This window comes from Methylomonas subterranea, from assembly GCF_024505185.1.
GTDB lineage: Bacteria > Pseudomonadota > Gammaproteobacteria > Methylococcales > Methylomonadaceae > Methylomonas > Methylomonas subterranea.
The window spans coordinates 85804-105643 of record NZ_JANIBJ010000015.1 but is presented as its reverse complement, the minus strand read 5'-3'; the positions used below and the strand labels follow the sequence as shown (position 1 = coordinate 105643).

The 19840-nt window shown below is 56.9% G+C and carries 21 protein-coding genes; 8 read left to right on the top strand and 13 right to left on the bottom strand.

Annotated elements, in window-relative coordinates; genetic code table 11:
* Together NP590_RS09885 and cyoE are read right to left on the bottom strand one after the other, a co-directional pair.
* Nucleotides 1-713: glycosyl transferase family protein (locus NP590_RS09885; protein WP_256602215.1), on the bottom strand; the 713-nt coding region annotated here is incomplete at its 3' end.
* Nucleotides 710-1600, bottom strand: coding sequence for a heme o synthase (gene cyoE, locus NP590_RS09880; protein WP_256602214.1), 891 nt, complete (start codon nt 1598-1600; stop codon nt 710-712). The genes NP590_RS09885 and cyoE, both read right to left, overlap by 4 nt.
* A gap of 104 nt (nt 1601-1704) precedes the next feature.
* Between cyoE and NP590_RS09875 the strand changes: the two genes are divergently transcribed.
* The 8 genes from NP590_RS09875 to NP590_RS09840 all read left to right on the top strand — a co-directional run bounded on the left by NP590_RS09875 (nt 1705) and on the right by NP590_RS09840 (nt 8516).
* Nucleotides 1705-3090: a M16 family metallopeptidase gene (locus NP590_RS09875; RefSeq protein WP_256602213.1), complete on the top strand. Its 1386-nt coding sequence runs from the start codon at nt 1705-1707 to the stop codon at nt 3088-3090.
* Complete coding sequence (locus NP590_RS09870; protein ID WP_256602212.1) at nt 3080-4438, top strand: M16 family metallopeptidase; 1359 nt, start codon at nt 3080-3082, stop codon at nt 4436-4438. The genes NP590_RS09875 and NP590_RS09870 overlap by 11 nt, the downstream gene beginning before the upstream one ends.
* Before the next feature lie 2 nt (nt 4439-4440).
* A complete protein-coding gene (gene rsmD, locus NP590_RS09865) occupies nt 4441-4992 on the top strand; it encodes a 16S rRNA (guanine(966)-N(2))-methyltransferase RsmD (protein WP_256602211.1) in 552 nt (183 codons plus the stop codon).
* Between the two features lie 87 nt (nt 4993-5079).
* Nucleotides 5080-5565 carry a pantetheine-phosphate adenylyltransferase gene (coaD, locus tag NP590_RS09860; RefSeq protein ID WP_256602210.1) on the top strand — a complete coding sequence of 162 codons (486 nt, stop codon included), beginning with the start codon at nt 5080-5082 and terminating at the stop codon, nt 5563-5565.
* Between the two features lie 3 nt (nt 5566-5568).
* Nucleotides 5569-5814 (top strand): YfhL family 4Fe-4S dicluster ferredoxin, encoded by a 246-nt coding sequence (locus NP590_RS09855; RefSeq protein WP_256602209.1) that lies wholly within the window; start codon nt 5569-5571, stop codon nt 5812-5814.
* Nucleotides 5815-5937: 123 nt separating this feature from the next.
* Entirely contained in the window at nt 5938-6183 is a 246-nt protein-coding gene (locus tag NP590_RS09850) for a hypothetical protein (protein ID WP_256602208.1), read from the top strand.
* Nucleotides 6184-6309: 126 nt separating this feature from the next.
* Nucleotides 6310-7773 (top strand): 4-hydroxy-3-polyprenylbenzoate decarboxylase, encoded by a 1464-nt coding sequence (gene ubiD, locus NP590_RS09845; protein WP_256602207.1) that lies wholly within the window; start codon nt 6310-6312, stop codon nt 7771-7773.
* A gap of 86 nt (nt 7774-7859) precedes the next feature.
* Complete coding sequence (locus NP590_RS09840) at nt 7860-8516, top strand: hypothetical protein (RefSeq protein WP_256602206.1); 657 nt, start codon at nt 7860-7862, stop codon at nt 8514-8516.
* A 103-nt stretch (nt 8517-8619) separates the two neighbouring features.
* On the opposite strand, the gene NP590_RS09835 is transcribed toward NP590_RS09840, so the two are convergent.
* The 11 genes from NP590_RS09835 to NP590_RS09785 all read right to left on the bottom strand — a co-directional run bounded on the left by NP590_RS09835 (nt 8620) and on the right by NP590_RS09785 (nt 19836).
* Nucleotides 8620-9870 carry a heme biosynthesis HemY N-terminal domain-containing protein gene (locus tag NP590_RS09835; protein ID WP_256602205.1) on the bottom strand — a complete coding sequence of 417 codons (1251 nt, stop codon included), beginning with the start codon at nt 9868-9870 and terminating at the stop codon, nt 8620-8622.
* Nucleotides 9871-9882: 12 nt separating this feature from the next.
* Nucleotides 9883-11061 (bottom strand): uroporphyrinogen-III C-methyltransferase, encoded by a 1179-nt coding sequence (locus tag NP590_RS09830; RefSeq protein WP_256602204.1) that lies wholly within the window; start codon nt 11059-11061, stop codon nt 9883-9885.
* Nucleotides 11045-11827: a uroporphyrinogen-III synthase gene (locus NP590_RS09825; RefSeq protein ID WP_256602203.1), complete on the bottom strand. Its 783-nt coding sequence runs from the start codon at nt 11825-11827 to the stop codon at nt 11045-11047. The genes NP590_RS09830 and NP590_RS09825 overlap by 17 nt, the downstream gene beginning before the upstream one ends.
* Entirely contained in the window at nt 11824-12750 is a 927-nt protein-coding gene (hemC, locus tag NP590_RS09820; protein WP_256602202.1) for a hydroxymethylbilane synthase, read from the bottom strand. The genes NP590_RS09825 and hemC overlap by 4 nt, the downstream gene beginning before the upstream one ends.
* A 130-nt stretch (nt 12751-12880) precedes the next feature.
* Nucleotides 12881-13153, bottom strand: coding sequence for an acylphosphatase (locus tag NP590_RS09815; protein ID WP_256602201.1), 273 nt, complete (start codon nt 13151-13153; stop codon nt 12881-12883).
* Nucleotides 13150-15345: a bifunctional 23S rRNA (guanine(2069)-N(7))-methyltransferase RlmK/23S rRNA (guanine(2445)-N(2))-methyltransferase RlmL gene (gene rlmKL / locus NP590_RS09810; protein ID WP_256602200.1), complete on the bottom strand. Its 2196-nt coding sequence runs from the start codon at nt 15343-15345 to the stop codon at nt 13150-13152. The genes NP590_RS09815 and rlmKL overlap by 4 nt, the downstream gene beginning before the upstream one ends.
* A 127-nt stretch (nt 15346-15472) precedes the next feature.
* Nucleotides 15473-16396 (bottom strand): vWA domain-containing protein, encoded by a 924-nt coding sequence (locus tag NP590_RS09805; protein WP_256602199.1) that lies wholly within the window; start codon nt 16394-16396, stop codon nt 15473-15475.
* Nucleotides 16393-16995, bottom strand: a complete 603-nt coding sequence (locus tag NP590_RS09800) for an MxaK protein (protein ID WP_256602198.1) — start codon at nt 16993-16995, stop codon at nt 16393-16395. The genes NP590_RS09805 and NP590_RS09800 overlap by 4 nt, the downstream gene beginning before the upstream one ends.
* Complete coding sequence (locus NP590_RS09795) at nt 16992-18044, bottom strand: vWA domain-containing protein (RefSeq protein WP_256602197.1); 1053 nt, start codon at nt 18042-18044, stop codon at nt 16992-16994. The genes NP590_RS09800 and NP590_RS09795 overlap by 4 nt, the downstream gene beginning before the upstream one ends.
* Nucleotides 18041-19000, bottom strand: coding sequence for a nonribosomal peptide synthetase MxaA (locus tag NP590_RS09790; protein ID WP_256602196.1), 960 nt, complete (start codon nt 18998-19000; stop codon nt 18041-18043). The genes NP590_RS09795 and NP590_RS09790 overlap by 4 nt, the downstream gene beginning before the upstream one ends.
* Nucleotides 18997-19836 carry a DUF58 domain-containing protein gene (locus tag NP590_RS09785; protein ID WP_256602195.1) on the bottom strand — a complete coding sequence of 280 codons (840 nt, stop codon included), beginning with the start codon at nt 19834-19836 and terminating at the stop codon, nt 18997-18999. The genes NP590_RS09790 and NP590_RS09785 overlap by 4 nt, the downstream gene beginning before the upstream one ends.
* Between the last annotated feature and the right edge of the window lie 4 nt (nt 19837-19840).

Here is a 19840-nt window from a genome sequence, read left to right as displayed (position 1 = left end):
CGCTCGGTTTCGCCGCCCTCGCCCTTCAGCACGGCCATATTGCGCTCGCCCAACAACAAGGCCGCTTTTTGATGCACCTGCCGGTAGCTGGGGTGGAAAATGCCTTGAATACTGTGGCTGGCCCGCAGCGGATTCAGCAACCTTACCAGCGTATGCACCGGCGAACGCAAGCCCATCACCGGACGCAAGTTAATCATGTCGTACAGCGGCGAACAGATATGTTGCAGCGACAGGTAACTGAAATTGCGTGCCCGCAGTTGCGCTTCGGCTTCGGTCAGCGAACTCGCCGGTGGTATACCTAAACTGCCCAGCACCTTTTCGGTGTAGATTCTGCCTTGGGTATGGCCGCCGGCGCCATGCATGAAGACTTTGACGCCGTTTTCGGCCAGCAATTGCGTGGACAGCAAAAACCACGGCAGATGGCGGCGCTTGCCGGCGTATGACGACCAGTCCAAATCCACTTGGAGCGACGGCTCGTGGGCGAAGCTTTCCTTGGCCGCCGCCACAAAGCCGGCCAATTCCTCGCAGGTTTCTTCCTTGATGCGCATCAGCATCAAAAACGCACCCAGTTGAATCGGCAGCACCTCATCGGCCAATATCATTTTCATGGCCCGATAGGCTTCATCCTGGCTCAAGGGCCGCGAGCCCTTTTTACCCTTGCCCAAAATTTTGATGAATTCCGCAAATGGATGTTCTTGTTCGGTCAGGCTCATGATAATGACAAGGGGAAGTAGTGGTCGATCAACAAGGCGGCGAAAATCAGCATCAGATACACAATCGAATAGCCGAAGGTGCGCATGGCGGTTTTATTGTCTTTTTTACGCATCATCTGCACGGCGTAATACAGAAAACCCAAGCCCAATAGCAAGGCCGACAAAAGATAAATCAGCCCGCTCATGCCGGTCAGATAGGGCAGCAGGGTGGTGACCAGCAGCAAAATGGTATAGAGCAGGATTTGCAGGCGGGTGAACTCCACGCCGTGCGTGACGGGCAGCATCGGAATGGCGACCTTGGCGTATTCCTCGCGGCGGGCAATGGCCAACGCCCAGAAGTGCGGCGGAGTCCAGACGAAAATGATCAACACCAGTAGCAAGGCATGATGATGGATTTCGCCGGTCATGGCCGCCCAACCCAGCAGCGGCGGAGCGGCGCCGGCAATGCCGCCTATGACGATATTTTGCGGAGTCAATTTTTTCAGATAAACGGTGTAAACCACTGCGTAACCGATCAGCGATAAAAAGGTCAAAAACGCGGTCAGCGCGTTGACTTTTAGCACCAGCAGCGCCATGGCCAACAGGCCTATCACGCCGGCGAAAACCAGCACGTTTTGCGAATTCAAGTCGCCCATGGGTAGCGGACGATTTTTGGTGCGGGCCATTTCCGCATCGGCCTTTTGGTCGATGAAGTGATTGATGGCGGCGGCGGACGACGCCGCCAGACCGATGCCCAAAGTGCCGAAAAAAAATGGCTGAAGCGGCGGCCAGCCCGGTACGGCCAGCAGCATGCCGACAATGGCGGTAAACACGATTAACGCAACTACCCTGGGTTTGCAAAGTTGCAGATAATGTCGCCAGGATAACGCGCTGCTTTTGTCTGTCATTCGGGTTCGAATAGTTTATAGGTCATGAAAGCTATAGAATAACAGTGAACCTTTGATTATTGAAATCGTCACAGGCGCTCATCTTTTCTATCAATGAGGGAGTTATGAAATTGGAATGGTTGAAATCCGGTTTGGCGGCAGTGATGCTGCTGTGCCCGGCTTGGTCGGCATTTGCGGACGACGGCAAAGTGCATGAACATGTATTCGAAAACGGTCTGAAAATCCTGGTAAAGGAAGACCGTAGGGCGCCCGTGGTGGTGTCGCAAGTCTGGTATAAGGTCGGCGGCAGTTACGAGCCCGGCGGCATCACCGGTATCTCGCACATGTTGGAACACATGATGTTCAAGGGGACGCAACAATATCCGGCCGGCGAATTTTCCCGCATCATCGCCGAGAACGGCGGCCAGGAAAATGCTTTTACAGGCAGCGATTACACGGCTTATTTTCAAACCCTGGAAAAGTCGCGCCTGGAAATCAGTTTCAAACTGGAAGCCGACCGGATGCGCAATCTGGATCTGAAGGCCGAGGAGCTGGAAAAAGAACTGCAGGTGGTTACCGAAGAGCGCCGCATGCGCACGGACGACAAGCCGCGCGCCAAAACCCAGGAACAATTCAATGCAGTCGCCTTCACCAACAGCCCCTATCAAAATCCGGTGATAGGCTGGCCGTCCGATATCGCTAATTACAAAGTCGAAGACCTCAAGGCTTGGTATCAACAATGGTATGCCCCCAATAACGCCACCCTGGTGGTGGTGGGAGATGTGGACACCGGGCAAACCATCAAATTGGCCGAACAGTATTTCGCCGGCTTGCAGCCTAGCGAGATCAAACCGCTCAAGCCTCAGGCGGAAAGCGAGCAAAAAGGCGTACGCAAGCTGACCGTCAAGGCTCCGGCCAAATTACCCTATCTGATGATGGGCTATAAAGTGCCGGTATTGAATACCGCCGATCCGGAATGGGAAGCCTACGCGCTGGAAGTGTTGGCCGGAATTCTGGACGGCGGCAACGGTGCCCGCTTGGCGACCCGCTTGATTCGTGGTCAGCAGATCGCTGTTACCGCCGGCGCCGGTTACGACATGACCTCCCGCCTGCCGGAAATGTTTTTGCTGGAAGCCACCCCGGCAGAAGGCAAGAGCGTATACGACCTGGAATATGCCTTGAAGAACGAGGTATATCAATTGCAAAGCGAACTGGTCAGCGCGGAGGAATTGCAACGCATCAAGGCACAAGTGCTGGCCAACGATGTTTACCAAAAGGATTCCAATTTCTATCAAGCCATGCAACTGGGCTTGCTGGAGACCGTAGGCATAGGTTGGCAAAAAGCCGACCGATACGTGGAAAATATCAATCGCGTCACCGCCGAGCAAGTGCGAGCCGTGGCGCGTAAATACCTGATCGAGGACACCTTGACCGTGGCCTATCTGGAACCGCAACCCATCACCGAAGCACCCAAACCCGCAAAACTGACTGGAGGTCGCCATGCGTTTTAATCTGATCGGTTTGTTTTTGCTGGTACTGAGCCAAACAAGTTGGGCCAACGTGGCGATTCAGCATTGGCAAACCAGCCAGGGCACCCGGGTATATTTCGTGCAAACGCCCAGTTTGCCCATGGTCGATATCCGAGTGGTCTTCGATGCCGGCAGCGCCAGGGACGATGCCCAATTCGGTCTGGCGGCCTTGACATCGGCGATGCTGGATACCGGTGCCGGCGACTGGAACGCCGACCAGATTGCCAACCGTTTCGATGCGGTGGGCGCGGCTTTTTCCGTCGGCGTTTCCGAAGACATGGCCTGGCTGTCCTTGCGCAGTCTGACCGAGAAGGTGTTTTTCGATCAGGCTTTCGACACCTTTGCCAGCATATTGAGCCGGCCGCTATTCAACGACGAGGACTTTCAGCGCGAAAAAAGCCGCACCTTGGCGGGCTTGAAGCACAGGGAAGAATCCCCTGGCGCCCTGGCCGGCATCGCTTTCAGCAAGGCCTTGTACCGCGAGCATCCCTATGCCCATCCCGAGGAAGGCATGGTGGAAACCGTGGCCGGATTCGAGGCGGAGGATTTGAAGGCCTTTTATAAAAAATATTACGTTTCGGCCAACGCCATCGTGGTGATCGTGGGCGATTTGCAAAAGTCGCGGGCCGAACAACTGGCGGAAAAATTGATGGCCGGCCTGCCGGTCGGCGAAAAACCGGCCGAGATTCCGCCGGTAACCATGCCGACCCAGGCCGCCGTTCAACGTATCGATTTTCCTTCCAGTCAAACCCACGTGCTGGCAGGCATGCCGGGCACGCACCGCAAGGATCCGGACTATTTTGCCCTGTATGTGGGTAACCATATTCTGGGCGGCGGCAGCCTGGTTTCCCGTCTGTTCGACGAAGTGCGGGAGAAACGCGGTCTGGCCTACAGCGCCTCCAGCCAGTTCATGCCCTTGTATCGGGAAGGGCCCTTCGTCATGAGTCTGCAAACCCGCAACGACCAGACCGGCCAAGCGATCAAAGTCATGAACGAAACCTTGAGCGACTTTATCGAAAAGGGTCCCACCGAAGCCGAACTGCAAGCGGCCAAGAAAAACATCACCGGCGGTTTTGCCTTGCGTACCGACAACAACGCCAAATTGACCGATTACGTCAGCATGATCGGTTTTTATCAACAGCCCCTGGATTATCTGGACCAATTCCCGGCTAAGGTGGATGCCGTCAGCGTGGCGGATATCCAGGATGCCTTCCGGCGCCGGATTAGGCCGGAATGGCTGCAAACCGTCACGGTGGGCGGCGCGGATTCCAGACCCGCCGCCGCGCTCCCACCCTCCATGGCGATCGGCGCTTCGGCGGATAGCCAATAGCCATGAGCGGCAGGCTGCGCATCATAGGCGGCGAATGGCGCAGCCGCTTCATCGCCTTCGACGATGCGCCGGGACTGCGGCCGACGCCGGCGCGGGTACGGGAAACCTTGTTTAACTGGTTGCAAGCCGATGTGGCCAACAGCCGTTGTCTGGATTTGTTTGCCGGCAGCGGTGCCCTGGGCTTCGAAGCGGCTTCGCGCGGCGCCAAACAGGTGGTGATGGTGGATAACAATCCGCAAACCTGCGGCAAACTGCGGGAAAATTGCGCGCTGTTGGCGGCCGGGCGTATCGAAGTGGTGCAAGCCGATGTCCGGCAATTCATGGAAAGGGGCGATCCGGCCTTCGATTTGATTTTTCTGGATCCGCCCTTTGGGCGGGGTTTGGTCGAACCGATTTGCCGGCAATTGGCCGAAGCGGGCCTGTTGGCCGCGCACGGAAAAATTTATATCGAAACCGAGCCTAAATTGGCCTTGCCGGATTTACCCGGTCATTGGCGGCAATTGAAACACAAGCGGGCCGGCGAAGTGGCTTATAGCTTGTATCAAGGCCAATAAGGGCCAAAAATCCGGGCTGCGCGGATTTTGCCTGCTTTTATCGCCGGGATGCTTTAGAATCCGCCCTCCCAAAAGAAAACTATTGCCATGCAAATTACCGCAATCTATCCGGGGACATTCGACCCCGTCACCAACGGCCATCTCGACCTGATTCACAGGGCCTCCAGGCTGTATAGAGCCGTCATCGTGGCGGTGGCGGAAAGCCGCGGCAAACAGCCCTTGTTCGAGTTGGACGAGCGGGTGGCGCTGATAGAAGGCGTGGTGGGCGAGTTTCCCAATGTGCGGGTGATCGGTTTCGACAATCTGTTGGTGGAATGCGCCAAGCAGCACGGCGCCAGTGTGATCCTGCGCGGCTTGCGGGCGGTATCGGATTTCGAATACGAATTTCAAATGGCGGGCATGAACCGACGTTTGGCGCCGGATATCGAAACGGTGTTTTTAACTCCCGCCGAGCAATACGAATTTATTTCCTCCAGCATGATCCGGGAAATCGCCCGTCTGAACGGCGATGTATCGAGTTTTGTGGCGGATTCGGTCAAAGAACGGTTAATCAACAAATTTAAAGCGGAGTAATTTATGGCCTTGATTATTAGCGATGAATGCATCAATTGCGATGTCTGCGAGCCGGAATGCCCCAATGGCGCCATTTCCCAAGGCGAAGACATCTATGTGATCAACCCCGCGTTGTGCACAGAGTGCGTCGGGCACCACGACAAGCCGCAATGCATGGAAGTGTGTCCGGTCGACTGCATCGGCAAGGACCCCGTGCATGCGGAAGATCAGGCGGCCCTGTACCAAAAATATTTACGCCTGATAGCTTAAGCGGGCGGGCGGTCGCGGGATTGCTTCCGCGTTATCCGCCGGCCGGCAATACGATACAATGGCCGCGCTTTCCGCGCGGCAAGCTGTTCTCCTTCTTCTTCAACACCAACCAGCGAGTTCGACATGCCCGAGAATATTTCCAATAATGCCCTAATCCTCGCCCTGCTGTCCCTAAACGGCGAAATTGCCATTCAGAACGATTACCTGGAGTCCGGGGAAATTCCGGAGGAAGAGGTCGAAAACGAGCAGGAGGTGTTGGAAGACCTTGAGCAAGCCTTCATGGAATTCGTGGATGTTTACAAGGCCCGTGCCCGCAACGACCAGTCTTTACCCAGCCTGGAGGAATTGTTGGCCGGCGAGGAAGAATAAACTTCAACGTCCGTCCCCGAAATCCGGGGTACCGGGACTGATGGGATTGCGCGCGGAGGCGGGCAAGACAGTTAAGCCGGCGCAAGTCGGCTTTATTTTTGAGCGGCTTCATGCCGACCCATATATATGAAATACAAAGATTTAAGAGACTTCATCCAGCAACTGGAAAAACAAGGGGAACTAAAGCGTATCCGCGCGGAAGTCGATCCCTATCTGGAAATGACCGTAATTTGCGACCGGGTATTGAAGCAAGGCGGCCCAGCTCTGTTGTTTGAAAACCCCAAGGGCTCCAATATTGCCGTATTAGGCAATTTATTCGGTACGCCCAAGCGGGTGGCGATGGGTATGGGCGCCAAGGATGTATCGGAATTACGCGGCATCGGCGAATTACTGGCCTATTTAAAAGAGCCGGAACCGCCCAAGGGCATCAAGGATGCCATGGACAAACTGCCGGCTTTCAAGCAGGTTTTGAACATGGCGCCTAAAATGGTCAATTCGCCGCCTTGTCAGGAAGTGATTAGGGTCGGCGATGAGGTCGATTTGTCGGTGTATCCGATTCAGACCTGCTGGCCGGAAGATGCCGCGCCGTTGATTACCTGGCCGCTGGTGATTACCAAGGGGCCTAACAAGGACAGGCAAAACCTGGGCATTTACCGCCAGCAGCTGATAGGCAAAAACAAACTCATCATGCGCTGGCTGGCGCATCGCGGCGGCGCGCTGGATTTCAAGGAATGGCGGGAAAAATATCCCGGCAAGCCGTTTCCAGTGGCGGTGGCCCTGGGCGCCGACCCGGCCACCATACTGGCCGCCGTGACACCCGTTCCGGATGCCTTGTCCGAATACGCTTTCGCCGGTTTGCTGCGTGGCAGCAAGACCGAAGTGACCAAATGCCTGAGCAACGACCTGCAAGTGCCGGCCAGCGCCGAAATCGTGCTGGAAGGTTTTATCTACCCAAACGAAACCGCCCCGGAAGGCCCCTACGGCGACCATACCGGCTATTACAACGAAGTCGACGAATTTCCGGTGTTTACCGTCGAACGCATTACCCAGCGGCAGGTACCGATTTACCACAGTACCTACACCGGCCGGCCGCCCGATGAGCCGGCTATTTTGGGCGTAGCCTTGAACGAGGTGTTCGTGCCTATCCTGCAGAAGCAGTTTCCGGAGATCGTCGACTTTTATCTGCCGCCGGAAGGCTGTTCTTACCGGATGGCGGTGATCAGCATGAAGAAGCAGTACGCCGGCCACGCCAAGCGGGTGATGCTGGGCACCTGGTCGTATTTGCGCCAGTTCATGTACACCAAATTCGTCATCGTGGTCGATGACGACGTGGATGTGCGTAATTGGCAAGACGTGATCTGGGCCATCACCACCCGCATGGATCCGGCCCGCGATTTGACCATACTGGAAAACACTCCGATCGATTACCTGGACTTTGCCTCGCCGGTGTCCGGGCTGGGCTCCAAGGTCGGTTTCGACGCCACCAACAAATGGCCTGGCGAAACCACGCGCGAATGGGGGCGGCCCATCGTGATGCGCGACGACGTGCTGAAAAAAGTCGATGCCATGTGGGATACGCTGTTCAATTAACCAGGGGTTTGCCGGATAATTCAGGCTTTGGCTAAACGACAAAATAACTATGCCCTTATTGATGGGCGCGGGAGAGGTGGTGACCGATGGCTGTGGTGAACGTGAGCGTGCTGGACGACCGGACTGATCAATCGAGAATAAACAAGAGATGCGAATGGATACGCAATTCGGGAACCTCGGAATTTCGTATCGTCGTGAATGAGTCTACCTTGCTGGACAAATTTTTTACCGACCTGAAGAAGCGGCTGGGAGACGACAACAAGATCGGAACGCTGACTATCTTGTGCCACGGATTTGGAAGATATCAATACCCGGACGAGGAGAGAAAGAAGAGTCCGAAGATTCGCGGGGGCTTCGGACTCGAGTTTTGCAAGGAAGGCGTTACGCTTGCTAATGCGCACCTGTTTACCGAGCTCAAGGGGGCTTTCGAGCCGGAAAAGGCCGCCATCATGATTGTCGGATGCGGTGCCGCCGTCGAGGAGACTTTCAATGTCGTACCGAGCGGGAAGGAGAAGGCAAGCAGCTTCGGACGCAAGATGTGCATCGCGATCGCCAAGGCGAGCGGAGCTTTGGTGGTTGCGTCTACCAGCTTTCAGGATATAGACGTCAATGAGGTCACTTACTTAAAGCGCGAGAGGGGCGTGCCGGTGGAGAAAACCGAAAAATGCCTCGATCCGGGGCGCTGGGAGGGTAAGGTTTGGGCATTCGCTCCCAACGGTACGGTTAAGCCATTTTTCCCCTGAATTGAATCGCCGGCAACGCCTATCGGCTTATTCCGGTCTGCGATTTTCGCTAACCTGTAGGCCTCCGCTTCCGGAGGGCTTCGGGATTTCTCAATATTTGGCGTTACGCTTGCGCGGCCCCCGGCTGGGTTTGCTCTTCCAGTTGAGATAGCACTTCTTTAGACGCCAATTCCAGTCCGCGTTTGAAATATTCGCAGGCTTTGTCTTTGTCGTCTTTCCGCAGCATTACTTCGCCCAATAGCTGGCAAACGCCTACGCTGGCTTCGATGTTCAGGCTTTTCAATAAATACTGTTCGGCTTTTTCCATTTGACCGGTTTTTTGCGCCAGTTTGCCCAATGTTTTCAGCAGGGTTGGATCGTTGGGGTATACAGCCAGCCATTGTTCGGCGGTTTGCAACTGGCGGCTCAGGTTGTCGGTTTCCAGGTTGGCGTAGAGTTCCAGCAAGGTGGCGTCCCAATGCTTGGCCAGTTGTTTGATGATGCCGTCTTCGATGCTTTTGCCCGCGCCGGCGTTGATCATGGCGGCAAAATAGATATTGGCGATGCCGGGCAGTGACTTGATGTGGTCGGGTATCTCGTCCCAGCAGGCCTGGATTTCCTCCGCGTCGTTTTGTTCGGCGGCTTTTTTCAGTTGACTGCTGTAGGCCTTGGTTTGCAGCAGTTTGACTTCGGTTTCCATCAGGACTTTGTTTTGCTGCAGCGAGGGTAGCAGTTTGCTCAAGCCTTCCCAGTCGCCGATATGATGGTAGGCCTGATGCATCATTTTTAACACCCGGGCATGGCCGGGGTTGATGGAATGCAGCTTGCTCAAGGTCTCCAGGGCTTGCCCGAATTGTTGCTCGGACATGTGCAGTTCGGCCTGGGTCAGGCCGACGGTCAAATTGTGGTCGGACGACTGTTCGGCGGCCTTTTGCAAATATTCGTCGCGCTTGTCCAGCGCCCCTCGGGATTGGGCGGCGCGGGCAGCGGTCAGATAGTGCAGCAACGGCGCGCCGCTGTTGGCGGCGTGTTTGATCAGGACTTTTTCCGCGCTTTCCCAATTGCCGTCCGCGGCGTCAAACAGACCGGCGATCAGAGCTTCCTGCGAGCGATTGAACTTGATGCTGCTGCGGCGCTTGGCAAGCTGGCCGGGTAGGCGCAATAAAACACCCATCAGGCGAAAAAAACTGTACAGCGCGAAAAAACCGATCACCAAGGCGACGGTGAATACCGTCAGCGAGGTTTCCAGGGACCAGTGGCCGAAACCGATCAATACATAGCCCGGATCGTTATGTTGCGTCAGCCAACCGTGCAAGCTAAAGGCGACGGCAACCGCGCAAAGCAGGGAAGCAAGGAAATAGACTAGATTTCTCATGGCGCGGCCTGCTTAATAGTTGCCGGCCGGCAGCTCGGGAGCGCTCGGAGCGGGCGCGGCTGTTGCGGGCGGGTCGGTCAGCACTGCTTTGTCCGTTTCCAGTCTGAGCTTGCTGATGTCCTTGAGCAGTTTCAGCGAACCGCTGACGTCGGGATATTGGCTGCGCAGGCGGACGCCGGACAGCTTGTTTAGCTCGGCGATGAATTGTTCGGTTTGCAGGTTTTCGGCGAAGTTTTTCACCAGCCATTCCTTGGCGTTTTCTATGCTGCTGGCGAACAGGGTGTCGTTTTGCTGTACCAAGGCAATTTCTATCATCTCCAGCCGCACTTTCAATTGCTGCTTGATGAAATGGGCTTCCTCGGGCGACAGTACGGCGTTGACCGGTTGCTCCGTATGCCGCAACACCACATAACCTTCCAATTGCTTGGCCACCTTGTCCAGAATTTCATGACCATGTTCGGACAGGTCCTGCGGGGCGGCGGCTTTTTCAGGTTCCTTGCCGGCATGTGGCAAAAATACCGCCAAATCTTCCACGGCCGATTGCAGATGTTGAATGCCGGCGTAAATACCGACGATATCCGGTACTTGCACGTTATTCAGCAGGGCGATTTCCTTGGCAATTTGTTCGCGCACCTTGTACACCGAGGCGTCGCCGCTTTCCCTCAGGCGTTGATCGGCGGCTTCCAGCGCCTCGCGGGTGGTGGCGACATCGCCCACCAGATGCAGCCGTTGATTGGCCACGCTGAGCAAATATTCGGCGTCCGCCAGCAGCCAGTCGCCGCGGGTTTTGCCCAGCTGGCGCTGCAAGACCAGAATCGAGTTTTCCAGTTCCTTGCGGGCAGTGCTCAGATGTTCTTCATGCAGTTTGGAGAAGTCGGCCAGTGTCTGGGTAAAGTGATTGTCCTTGCCGGTCATTTCGGCGTTCAGGTTGGCGATTTGCGATTGCAGGCCGGATAATTGCTGCTGCAGGCCGTTCAGTTCCTTGTCGATCTCAATCAGTTTAAGGTTGTCCTGGCTGCTTTCGGTGTCCTGCGTGGCCCTTAACTGCTGCATAAAGTAAAAGCCGGCCACCGCCAAGCCTATAACTAAAATAATGGCAATGATGCCTATCCATAAACCGGCGTGAGATTTTTTTATCACCACGGCCTGGACTTGCTTTTCCGGTTGTTCTGCTTCAATTACTTCGGCCACTGTTTTCCCCGTTCAATAACGTCGTCAATGTCTCTAAAATGGCTGCATCGGATGGTTGCGGACTGACTGCAACCTGTTCAAACCCCAGGTCCAGCGCCAATTGTCCGATTCTGTCGCTCACCACAACCAAGGGTTGTTTGCGCGCTATATCCGCTGATGTTTTATCAAGCATGGCCAGCAAATTTTCCAATGCTTCGCCACTGGTAATCGTGATGGCACGCAAGCGGTCCTTGCGCAAGGCTTGTACCAATTGTTCGTTGCCGACCTTGGGCCGGTCGCGGCGATAGACTTCCAGGTAATCCACCCGGGCTCCCCGTTCGCGCAAGGTCCCGGCCAGTTTTTCCCGGCCGCCGACCCCACGCACTATCACGATGCGTTGGCCCTCGACTTGTTGCATGGCCGGTTGAGCCAACAGACCTTCGCTGTTAAATTCGGTTTCCGGCACGCAGGCGACCGATAAGCCGGCGGCTTGCAGAGCATTGGCGGTAGCTTGGCCCACGGCGGCCAGCTTGACGCTTTGCAAATGCGCCATTTTGCCATCGAACGCCTTCAGCGCAAAATCCACCGCGTTGCTGCTGGTAAAAACCAGCCAGTCGCAGCCAAATGCTTTTGCCAGTGCGGCGTCCGGTGCGGCAATGGCATGAATTTCCAGGGTCGGAAAGCGAAATGCCTCGCCGCCGCCTTGTTGTATCAGTTGGCACAGCATTTCGGCCTGAGCGGCTGGGCGCGTCACCAACACCATCGCACCGTTCAGGCTTGGGTTCATTGATAAAGCTCGCGCAAAATTTTATCGGCGCCTTGAGCCAGCAGGTCGTCGGCAACCGCCTTACCCAATGCTTCGGCCCTATCCAGGGCATAACTGGCTTCGGCGCGGTATAACAGGCTGCCGTCCGGGCTGCCGACCAAACCGCGCAACAACAGGCTGTCGCCCCGAATTTCGGCGAAACCGGCAATCGGCACTTGGCAGCCGCCGTTCAGGCGGGCGTTCATGGCTCGCTCGGCGCCGACCCGAATGCTGGTGCTTTCGTCATGCAGCACTTTTAAATAAGTATGAATTTCGGCATCGTCGATACGGCATTCTATGCCGATGGCGCCCTGGCCCATGGCCGGCAGGCTTTCCTCCGGAGCGAGCCGGGCGGTGATACGCTGGCCCATGCCCAGCCGCTTCAGGCCGGCGGAGGCCAAAATGATGGCGTCGTACTCGCCGGCATCCAATTTGGCCAGCCGGGTATTGACGTTGCCGCGCAGGCTGAGGATTTCCGCGTGCGGAAACCTGGCTTTAATCTGGCATTGGCGGCGCAGGCTGGATGTGCCGATGCGCGCATCGGCCGGCAATTCGGCCAGACCGCGGTACTTATTGGAGACAAAGGCGTCGGTCGGATCTTCGCGCTCCATGATGACGGCCAAGTGCAAGCCCGCCGGAAACTCCACCGGCACGTCTTTCATGGAATGCACCGCAATATCCGCCGAGCCGTCCAGCATGCCTTGTTCCAGTTCCTTGACGAACAGGCCCTTGCCGCCGACCTTGGCCAGCGGGGCGTCCAGAATCTTGTCGCCGCGGGTGACCATTTTCACCAGTTCGGTTTTTAAGCCGGGAAAGGCTTGTGTCAGCCTTGCCGCGACATGTTCCGCCTGCCACAAAGCCAATGGACTTTGTCGGGTGGCGATGCGAATTGTTTTGTCTGCCAAAATAGTTCCCGCCGATAGCGCCGGCGCTTTTACGGTTTAGCCGCGCCAGTCTTTATAATTATAAAAATGTTTCTATTGTAATCCGATTCGGCGGGTAAATTCTGTATAACTTGTCGGCGCGGGTATTTTGTCAGCGAATTTCAAAATTCGCGAAGGCTTCGGGATGACTGCAACCATTGACGACCACTTCGCTAACCTTGGCCAAGATCGGTCCCTTGTGACACCAAGCCGCCAGCTTTTGCAGGTCGTCCGGGTGGCCGCTGGCGACAATTTCGACACTGCCATCCGGCAGATTTCTGACAAAGCCTTTTAGATTCAACTTCACGGCTTGTTTTTGGGTAAAGGCCCGAAAATACACGCCCTGTACCCGGCCCTTGACGATGATATGCATGCATTCGCTCATCGGCTGATTCTCCAGCAAAAATGAATTTTCCGGTCGCGGGCGAAGTCCTCGGGGATGGTGGAGGCGCTGATATCCTCGATATTCAGGCCGGCCAAGGCTGCGGTATCCATTTTAAAGCGGCGGAAATTGGTGGAAAAATATAAGACGCCGCCCGGTGCCAACAAGGCGGCGGCGTTTTTTAATAATGTTACATGGTCGTTTTGTACATCGAAGGCATCGTCCATTTTCTTGGAATTGGAAAAGGTCGGCGGATCCAGGAAAATCAAATCGAACCGAGGCGCCGGCTTGGCGGCCGCCTGTTTGGCCAGCCAGACCAGACAATCGGCGCGAATGAGTTTGTGGTCGCCGCGAATGCCGTTTAAATCGAAATTGCATTTGGCCCAATCCAGATAAGTATTGGACATATCCACCGTGACGCTGGACGCCGCGCCGCCCATGGCCGCATGCACGCTGGCGCTGCCGGTATAGGCAAACAGGTTCAAAAACCGCTTGCCCTTGGCCTGTTGTTGAATCAGCAGGCGGATCGGCCGGTGATCCAAAAACAAACCGGTATCCAGATAATCCTCGAAATTGACCCAGAACTTGCAGCCGCCTTCCTCGACCGCATGAAAGCGGCCGGAATCGCCCTGCTTTTCGTATTGGTCGGTACTTTTCTGCTTGCGGCGGATTTTTAGAAACACCTGCTCCTTGGGGATGCCTAGCACTTTGGGAATTTCCAGCATCGCCCCGGCCAGCCGCTGATTGGCCTTGGCCGGGTCTATGGTCTTGGGCGATTCGTATTCCTGCACGTTGACCCAGATTTGCTCTCCCTGGTAAATGTCCACCGCTACCGCGTATTCCGGCAAATCGGCGTCGTACAAGCGGTAGCAATTCACTTGATGTTGCTTGGCCCATTTACCGATTTTTTTCAGATTCTTGCGCAAGCGGTTGCCGAACATTTCCGCCTGATTATCGGGCTGCTCGGCCTCGGTGCGGCGGCTGATTTGTTCGATGCGTTCCTGCTGGGATTTAGCCTTGGGCTCGAAAAAGCGGTTTTCCTCGATATTGAAACGCAGCAATTTGCACTCCAGCGCACCGTTAAACAGGGTGATGGGTTTTTGCGAACGCAGGCCCAATCTAAAGCCCAGTTCCGGGTTGCTGATGATCATCGCCGCCTGCCAGCCGCCGAAACGACTTTTCAGCACCTCGCCGAAGCGTCGGTACAGCTCGGCCGTTTCGGCTTCGTCGCCCAGCCGTTCGCCATACGGCGGATTGCAGGCAATCAAGCCTTTGGGCCAGCTTTCCGCCGCCGAAGCGTCCACTATGTCGCGTTTTTCGATATGAATCCTGCCCGGGAAACCTGCGTTTTCAACGTGTTGCAACGCGGTGGCCACGGTGCGCCGATCCTGATCGAAACCGACTATCACCGGTAGTTGGCTCAAGCCAACATCACGGCGTTGCTTGGCGTCGTCTAGCAAGCTTTGCCACAACGCGGCGTCGTGCTTTTTCCAGCCTAAAAAGCCGTAGTAATCCCGCAGCAAACCGGGAGCATAATCGGCCGCCATCATGGCACCTTCCAGCAGCAGGGTGCCGGAGCCGCACATCGGATCCAATAAGGTGCCGCCGCCGGCGGCGATTTTCGGCCAGCCCACGCGCAGCAGAATGGCCGCCGCCAGATTTTCCTTGATCGGCGCGGCGATGCTGACGTCGCGGTAGCCGCGTTTGTGCAGGCTCTCGCCGGACAAATCCAGGCTCAGTTGCGCGGTGTCGTTGTGCAGATAGACATTGACCCGGATACTGGGCCGTTCGGTGTCGATGTTGGGGCGTTGGTCGAATTTTTCCCGCATCTGGTCGACGATGGCATCCTTGACTTTCAGGGCGCCGAAATGGGTGTTGTTGATGGCAGGATTGTTCTTGCTGCTGAAGGAAACCGCCAAGCTGTCGTCCGGTTTTAGATGCTCCAGCCAGTTGATTTTTTTGACGCCGTCATATAAATCCTGCTGGGACTTGACCTCGAAGCAGCCCAACAGCAGCAATATCCGGTTGGCGGTGCGTGACCATAAACAAGCTTTATAGGCCATGGCCAAATCGCCCCGGAACGCCACGCCGGCCATTTTTTGCTGCACGTTAAGGCCGCCCAGGGCTTCGATTTCGGCGGCGAGTATCCCTTCCATGGCTTTGGGAGTGGTGGCGAACAGTTGATATTGGGTCATGAGGGCGGCTGAAAATAAAGCGGCCGGTAAGGATAACAATATCAACCGGTTTGCGCGGAATTTTTACAGCCCGAGTGGTGTTGCCGGATTTACCTATTAACAATCCGGGCCGGCGATTTAACGAATATCAGATAAAAATCGCCAGCAACAGCAATAAAACCAGCACGGCGTAATAGCGGCGCACATCCGTTTCCACGGCCGCCGGCAGGGCGAATTCCGGCATCCGCACTGCCTCGGCCAATACGGCGGCGTCGCTTAAGCGCCGATACTGCAAGCCGGTCTCCAGCGCCAACTGTTGCAAATAGCCTTCCCGCAAGGCACTCAGATGTTCGCTCCCAACGGCCGCCTGTTTGCCGAACGGCGCGTTGCGGGCATCGTAACCCTCGATTTTTTCAGGGTTGAGGTCGGATTCGCCGAAACTGGAGCGGTGCGGTACGTCGTCGGGGCCATACACGCCGACGCGCTTCCCGTTCCGGTCGAACTTAGGAATCGCCACCGCCCGCAAGCCGCCGGCACCGATTATCATGCCCTTCAGTTTGCCCTTGATCGCCGAGAAATCGGTGCGGTAGCGCGGGTTGAGCGGCGGCGCTTCCTGGCCGTCAGACACGAATATCAACGCCGAATCCCGCTCTTGCAGCAACTGCATCGCGTCCAACAAGCCGCCGGCGATGCGGCTGTCCGCCGCCCAGGCCATGCGCCAATCCAGATGGTCTATGCTGCTGGCCAATTCGGTGTAAGCGGAGCAAACTTCGACCGGTTCGAACAATAGCGTCGACCGCCGCTCGGTGAATACGCCCAGTCCGATTTTGGACTGGCAAGGCAATTTGCCGAGCAATTCGCGCAGGCTGTGTTTGACAAAGGCCAGCCGGCTGACCGGCTGGTCGTCGAGCCGATAGTCCTCGGCATTCATGCTGCGGGTGATGTCGATGACGAAGGTCAGATTGTAGACCTCGCCAGCCTGCCGCCGGGTTGGGAAGGCAAACAAGGCGAGGTTGGCCAACAATGCGAGGCTCAGACACCAGAAGCGGTAATCTTTTAACTTCCAGTTCAAGGCAAGCCCCTCGGAAAGCCTGGCACGGTGGTCCACAATTGCGAGGGTTTAGCCGCATCGTCGTCGGGTTCGGTCGGACTGATGCGGTCGAATTCCGGTAGCAACTTCATCGCCAGTTCCAGGTTGTATTTGGCATCCCAAAAGCCGCTGTCCAGCGTCAAAGCCTGACGGTAGGCTTGTTTCGCCAAGGTCAGCAAGGGCATGGCTTGATTGATGCGGCCGGCTTCGACTTCGTCCCGAGCTTGGCTCAGATAGAGGTTGCCCAAGCTGTAACGGCTTTGCGCTTGCAAACGACTGTCGCCCTGGCCCACCACCAGACTCAGAATATCCAGGGCCTCGGCATAGCGCCGTTTGTTGCGCAGATAGATGGCCCGCGCCAGACGGGCTTGTGGTGAATTACCGTAGGAGGGGCTGACCTCGGGAAGCCCATCGCCACCTTTACCCGCTTGATGGGCTGCGCTTTGCCCGGCCCATGCTACCCACTCCGCTATTAGGGCGTTTTCGCGATGAATGCGATACAGACTCCACAATTGCGTGGCCGCCAACAACAGGCTTGCCACCAAAGCCGCCCAAATCAGTTTATGCCTCAATGCTCTCATGCCATCCTCGCTTCGCAGAGTTTCGCGCCCAACAGCAGCGCCATCAACACGGCCGCCAAGCCATAACACAGGCCGGACAAGTCCTGTTTGGGGATCGCCTCCCGGTAATGCAGCGGCAGTTGCTCCAATCGGTCGATGTCGGCGATGGCTTTCTGCATCGCGCCGGGGTTTTCCGCTTCGTAAGCCTGATACGGAATCCGCAGGCTGCTGAAAAAACGGTGCAGATACAGTTCCGGCATGGCTTGGGCGTTGTCGTCGCGGGGATCGTCGGGCTGGGCGAAAATACCGGGGCTGTTGTCGGTGCGCAGAAACAACCAATACAAACGCACTTGTTGTTGCTTGAACAGAATGCGCAAGGCGGCTTCGCTATCCGGATCGATGGCCGCCGCGCCGTCGGAGACCAGCAACAGGATCCGCGAACCTTGCACCGCTTGCCGATCGAAGAACGACAGCGCCATCGCCAAGCCCTTGCTGATATTGGTGTAAGCCAGGGCCGGCGTTGCGGTGGCGGCTATGGCGGCGTGGATGGCCGCGCGGTTTCCGGTCAACGGCATCACGAACAACGGCGAGGTGCTGTATTCGGCGATGCCGATCAGATCGTGATCGCGGTGATCGACGAATTCGGTCAACAAGCGACGGGCGGCGGCGGCTTTCGATTCCTCGGCAACCGCTCCCTGCGTTGATCCTTGTGCCCGTTTGGGTATACCTCCGGCATCCCTGCCGTCGTCGGAACCGCTCGGCGCCTTGCCGGCAAAGCTGTTGTCCATGCTGCTGCTTCTATCCAACAGCATGACGATATGGGCGCCGTGGCCGATGCGCTCGACGCTTTGCTCCCGCAAATGCATGCCGGACAAACCCAACACCAGCGCGGCAATCGCCGCCATGGCGACCAGGCGAATCAACAGCATCACGGCTTGCGACAAGGGGTCGGGCGGCAGCATCGCCAGCCAAGGATAGGCGGCGGTTTGCATGCCGCTGCGCCACAGCGGCAGCAGCGCCAACAGCAGGCCGGCCAAGGCCCACGGCGTTTCGAATGCCAGCGCGCTCATCGTTTGCCGCACTCGATGTCGCGGCACAACCGGCACAACCCTTGCAACTTCTCCCAATCGCCTGCGGCTATCGCTTGCCCGCCGAACAATACCCGATTCGACCAACCGAAAAACCAGACTATGGCATCTGCGGCGGCGCGGTATTGCGGATGATCTTGGAAAAAAGCCTGCAAACCGCTGGCGAACAGCGGCTTGCCGTACAAGGCATTGAAAGCGTGGTGCATTGCGGTCAAGCCGGCTTGCCGCTGTGGCTCAGGCAAACGGTCGAGTTTCGCCGACAAGCGTTTGAAAATACGCCGCTTCGGCCAAACCGGCCACAGCCCGTATAACACGCTCAAATAGCCGCCGAGCAAGGCCGCCGCTATAAGGCCGGCATAAAACCCCAGCCACTGGCTGGTCGCCGGCAAGGGTTCCGGCAAGGCATCGGGACGCATGTATTGTCGGCCTTGTTCATCCTTACTGACCGCCAGTTCCTTGACCGGCGACAGCGTGAACGGCCAGGCCGGCACGGCTTGTTCGACGGTCTTGCCGGCCTGGGTGAATTGCAGATTAAACCCCGGAATGCTCAGCATCTTGACTTCGTTGGGCGCGTAAAACACCTGATAGGTCAGGTCTATGACCGTCTCGCCGCTGTCCGGGTCATGGTTAAGACTCACTTTGTTCAGATTCAGCCAGCGGCTTAATTCGCCCTTGGCCGGCACGCTATTGAGGCTCAAGCGGACGTCGTTGCGGGTCTGCACGATGAGGCGGTGGCGGATTTCATCGCCGATCAGATAGCCGAACGGCCTGGGGGTTTGCAGCTCGAAACGGCTGATGGCGGGTGGCAACAGGCTGCCGCAGCCGCCCAACAATAAAGTCAATAATAGGGCGGATAAGCAACGCGCATCCACCGTTAAGTTCAAGGTGGATGCACTGCGTTTATCCACCCTACGCAAACCAAAAATACACCTACTCATAACGCATGCCGGAGAAAATAGCGTTCCATCGCCTCGGCGCGATAGGCTCCGCTGAAGAATAAAGGCTCCATGCCGAAGGCGCGGAAGATGCGGCGCAAATGTTCGCGGCGGTCTTCGAAAGCCTGCACGATGCGGCGTTTCAAGTCCGGCCGCATCAGCAAGGTTCGTTCGCGGCCGTTCTCGGCATCTTTGAAGCGCGCCAAGCCCCACTCCGGCAATCCGCGATATTCGGCCTCGTCCCAGGCCACCATCGGCACCACGGCATGCGGCGTCAACGGCCGCAAAAGTTTTCGCAAGCTCGCCGGGTCGAAGTGGCAATCGGACACTAAAAACACCAACGAGCGGCGCGCCGGCAACAGTGTGGCCGCGCGCTGCAAGCTGTCGGCCTTGCCGTGGGCCTGAAAATCCGCCAAGCGTATCGCCAGTTCCCGTACCGGCTGCAGCGTTTGACTGGCCGGCAGCAACCAGCGCCGGTCCAGGCTGGGACCGCAACCAATGAAGCCGAAACTGTCGCCGCATTCCAGCGCCGATTGCGCCGCCGACAGCACGAAATCGGCCAGCAGCGGCAACTTGCCGCGCATCGACGCCGACAAATCGGCGATCACATAGACCGCCAATTTGCTATGTTGCTGGAACACCCTGACCCGGTAATGCCTGAACGGATCGAGCACGCTGGCGCGCAGATCGATGCGGCGCGGATCGGGGCTGGCCAGCAAAGGCTCGTGGCGCTTGAACAACTGGCCGCCGCCGACCGTTTGCCCCGGATGGGCGCCGGGAAACACTCTGTAGCCGGGATGGGCCAGCCGGTAATGAAAGGATGGGACGGCCTTGCTCATGGCG